Origin of the sequence: Roseovarius salis (genome assembly GCF_044472985.1) — a bacterium.
Taxonomy (GTDB): domain Bacteria; phylum Pseudomonadota; class Alphaproteobacteria; order Rhodobacterales; family Rhodobacteraceae; genus Roseovarius; species Roseovarius salis.
The window spans coordinates 1-3,926 of the sequence record NZ_JBISDG010000082.1 but is presented as its reverse complement, the minus strand read 5'-3'; the positions used below and the strand labels follow the sequence as shown (position 1 = coordinate 3,926).

General features: G+C 69.9%; 3 protein-coding genes and 1 pseudogene. All 4 read left to right on the top strand.

Annotation, left to right across the window (positions count from 1 at the left end):
• Positions 1 to 525: pseudogene (locus ACH13J_RS18140) on the top strand (ABC transporter ATP-binding protein); the annotation flags it as partial.
• A 150-nt stretch (positions 526 to 675) separates the two neighbouring features.
• Entirely contained in the window at positions 676 to 1,758 is a 1,083-nt protein-coding gene (locus ACH13J_RS18135; protein ID WP_397544748.1) for an ABC transporter permease subunit, read from the top strand.
• Positions 1,758 to 2,678, top strand: a complete 921-nt coding sequence (locus ACH13J_RS18130; protein WP_397544749.1) for an ABC transporter permease subunit — start codon at positions 1,758 to 1,760, stop codon at positions 2,676 to 2,678. Before ACH13J_RS18135 ends, ACH13J_RS18130 begins: the two co-directional genes overlap by 1 nt.
• A gap of 34 nt (positions 2,679 to 2,712) precedes the next feature.
• Positions 2,713 to 3,786: a BMP family ABC transporter substrate-binding protein gene (locus tag ACH13J_RS18125; protein ID WP_397544747.1), complete on the top strand. Its 1,074-nt coding sequence runs from the start codon at positions 2,713 to 2,715 to the stop codon at positions 3,784 to 3,786.
• Positions 3,787 to 3,926 lie beyond the last annotated feature (140 nt).

Genomic DNA, 3,926 nt, shown 5'->3' with positions numbered 1-3,926 from the left:
GCCCCCGAGCAGCGCCTTGGCCATGCCGCCGCCCCCGAGATGACGCTGACCGAGAACGCCCTGATCACCGGCGCACAGCGCGAGCACCTGGTCCGGCGCGGCTTCGTGCGCTGGAACGCGGCACGCGACTTCGCCACGCGCATCATCCGCCGGTTCGACGTGCGCACGCCCGGCCCCGACACGGCCGCGCGCGCGCTGTCGGGCGGCAACCTGCAGAAATTCGTGATCGGCCGCGAGGTCTTGCAGACCCCCGAGGTGCTGGTGGTGAACCAGCCGACCTGGGGCGTGGATGCCGCCGCGGCGGCGGCGATCCGCCAGGCGCTGCTCGACCTGTCGGCCGAAGGCGCGGCAATCATCTGCATCAGCCAGGACCTCGAGGAACTCATGGACATCGCCGACCGCTTCTGCGCGTTGAACGAGGGGCGCCTTTCGGATATCCGCGATGCGCGCGAACTGTCGGTCGAGGAGGTCGGCCTCATGATGGGTGGTGCCCACGGGATGGAGGCGGCGCATGCATTGCCCTGACTGCCGCGACGCGGCGCGCGCCCCGGCCAGGACCGGAGCCGCCCGTGGTCGCGCGCCCCGCCCCGTCTTCTGGCCGGCAAATATCCCGGGGGTGAGGCCGAAGGCCGAGGGGGCAGCGCCCCCTTCCGCCCGCCGGGGAGGGGCCGGGCGATGATGAAGCTCGAGAAACGCCCCCAGCCCTCGCGGTTCTGGACATGGGCAACACCGGCGCTGGCGGTGCTCGTCACGATGCTCGCCGGCGGTGCGCTCTTCGCCCTTCTGGGCAACGATCCCCTCGCCGCGATCCGGACGATCTTCTGGGACCCGCTGTTCGGCGAGTTCGCGTATTACTACCGCCCGCAACTGCTGGTGAAGGGGGGGCCGCTCATCCTCATCGCCATCGGGCTGTCGCTCGGCTTCCGGGCCGGGATCTGGAACATCGGCGCCGAGGGGCAGTACATCATCGGCGCGCTCACCGGGGCGGGCGTGGGGCTGGCCTTCTACCCGCTCGACGCGTGGTATGTCTTCCCGCTGATGATCGCCGCCGGCGCGGCCGGCGGCTGGGCATGGGCGATGATCCCCGCCCTGCTCAAGGTCCGCTTCGGCACCAACGAGATCCTCGTGTCGCTGATGCTGGTCTACGTGGCCGAGCAACTGCTGGCCAAGATGTCGCTGGGGCTGCTGCGCAACCCGGAGGGCATGGGCTTTCCCGGCTCGCGCAACCTTCAGGACTACCCGGCCGCCCACAATGCCGAGCTGATCGCCGGGACGGGCATGCACTGGGGCGTCGTGGCGGCCTTCGTCGCGGTGATCCTCGCCCATGTCCTGCTGACCCGCCACCAGCTGGGCTACCAGATACGGCTGGCCGGGCAGGCGCCCCGCGCCGCCCGCTTCGCCGGGGTGACCCCGGCCCGCCTCACGCTGTTCTGTCTTGGCACCGCCGGGGCGCTGGCCGGGCTTGCGGGCATGTTCGAGGTGTCGGGCCCCTCCGGCCAGGTCAGCATCGACTTCAACGTGGGCTACGGCTTCACGGCGATCATCGTGGCCTTCCTCGGCCGCCTCCATCCCGTCGGCATCCTGCTGGCGGGGATGCTCATGGCGCTTACCTATATCGGCGGCGAGATCGCGCAATCCAATCTCGGCCTGCCCGCGGCGGCGATACAGGTGTTCCAGGGCATGCTGCTGTTCTTCCTGCTGGCAGTCGACCTGCTGACGAACTACCGCATCCGGATCAAGACGGCGGAGACCGCGTGATGGACCTTGCCTCGATCAGCCCTGCCCTGCTGCTGGCCTCCCTTCTCGTGGCGGCGACGCCGATCCTGCTGGCGGCCACGGGCGAGCTCGTGGCCGAACGCGCCGGGGTGCTGAACCTCGGGGTGGAGGGCATGATGATCACCGGCGCGGTCTGCGGCTTCGCCGCGGCGGTCGAGACCGGCTCGCCCGCGCTGGGCTTTGCCGCCGCGGCCGCGGGCGGGGCGCTCCTGTCGCTTCTTTTTGCCGGCCTCACCCAGCTGGCGCTGGCCAACCAGGTCGCCAGCGGTCTCGCGCTCACGCTGTTCGGCCTGGGGGTCTCCTCGCTGCTCGGCCAGGGCTATGTCGGGATCAAGCCGCCGCCGACCCCGCGGCTCGATCTCGGCCCGCTGGCCGACATCCCGTTCCTCGGCCGCGTTCTCTTCTCGCACGATCTGATCGTCTATCTCGGCCTTGCCCTCGTGGCGGCGGTATGGGCGGTGTTGAAATACACCCGCGCAGGCCTCGTTCTGCGCGCCGTTGGCGAGAACCACGACGCCGCCCATGCGCTGGGCTTCAAGGTCGTGCGCCTGCGCGTCGTGGCCATCCTCTTCGGCGGCGCCTGCGCGGGGCTTGGGGGGGCCTATATCAGCCTCGTCCGCGTCCCCCAGTGGACCGAGGGAATCACGGCCGGCGCCGGCTGGATCGCGCTGGCGCTGGTCGTGTTCGCCTCGTGGCGTGCCGGCCGCGTCCTGCTTGGCGCCTGGCTTTTCGGCGGGGTCACCGTGCTGCAGCTGAACCTGCAGGCGGCGGGCGCCGCCATCTCGGTCGAATACCTCTCCATGTCGCCCTACTTGATCACCATCCTCGTGCTGGTCATCATGTCGGCCGACAGATCGCGCGCGCCCGGCTCTCTGGGCCGCATCTTCCACGCCTCGGGCTGAGGCACCGCAACTTCTCACGCAGGGAGACACCTTCATGACGATCACCAGACTTCTCGCCGGCGCCGCGCTGGCCCTCGGGCTCGCCGCCCCGGGGCTGGCGCAGGACACCACCAAGGTCGGCTTCATCTATGTCGGCCCCATCGGCGACGGCGGCTGGACCTACGAGCACGATCAGGGCCGGCTGGCCGTCGAGGAGCATTTCGGAGACGCCGTGGAAACCGTCTACCAGGAAAGCGTGCCCGAGGGCGCCGACGCCGTGCGCGCGATCGAGCAGATGGCGCTGCAGGGGGCGGACCTGATCTTCACCACCTCCTTCGGCTTCATGGACCCGACCATCACGGCGGCCAGGAAGTTCCCCGACGTGATGTTCGAGCACGCCACCGGCTACAAGACTGCGCCCAACGTCTCCACCTACTCGGCCCGCTTCTACGAGGGCCGCGCCATCCAGGGTCACATCGCCGGCCGGATGACCGACTCCGACATCGTCGGCTACGTCGCTTCCTACCCCATCCCCGAGGTCATCCGCGGCATCAACGCCGCCTACATCCACGCCCGCAAGGTCAACCCGGACGTCCAGTTCAAGATCATCTGGGCCTACACCTGGTTCGACCCGGCGAAAGAGGCCGACGCCGCCAACGCACTGATCGAGCAGGGCGCCGACGTGATCCTGCAGCACACCGACTCCACCGCGCCGCAGGCGGCGGCGGAAAAGGCCGGCGACGTCGTCACCTTCGGGCAGGCCTCGGACATGGCCGAGTACAAGCCCTTCCCGCGTGTCTCCTCGATCATCGACAACTGGGCGCCCTACTACATCGACCGCACGCAGGCCGTGATGGACGGCACATGGGAAAGCCAGCAGGTCTGGCACGGCATCGACGAGGGCATGGTCGAGATCGGCGAGATCACCGACGCCGTTCCCGACGAGGTCAAGGCCGAGGCGCTGGCGATGAAGGAGGCCATCGCCGCGGGCGAGTACCATCCCTTCACCGGCCCGCTCAAGCGTCAGGACGGCACCGACTGGCTGGCCGAGGGCGAGACCGCCTCCGACGAGACGCTCCTTGGCATGGACTTCTACGTCGAGGGGTTGCAGGGCGAAATCCCCCAGTGACGGCAATCGCCGCGACCGGCGCCGCGCCGCGAGCAGGCCGGTCGCGGACACCACGAGGGAGCAACGCATGACCCGCCGCGACATTCCCGCCGAACGCGCCTCCGTGGCCGATCCGGCCGGCGGCGCCCGCCTGACGGCCC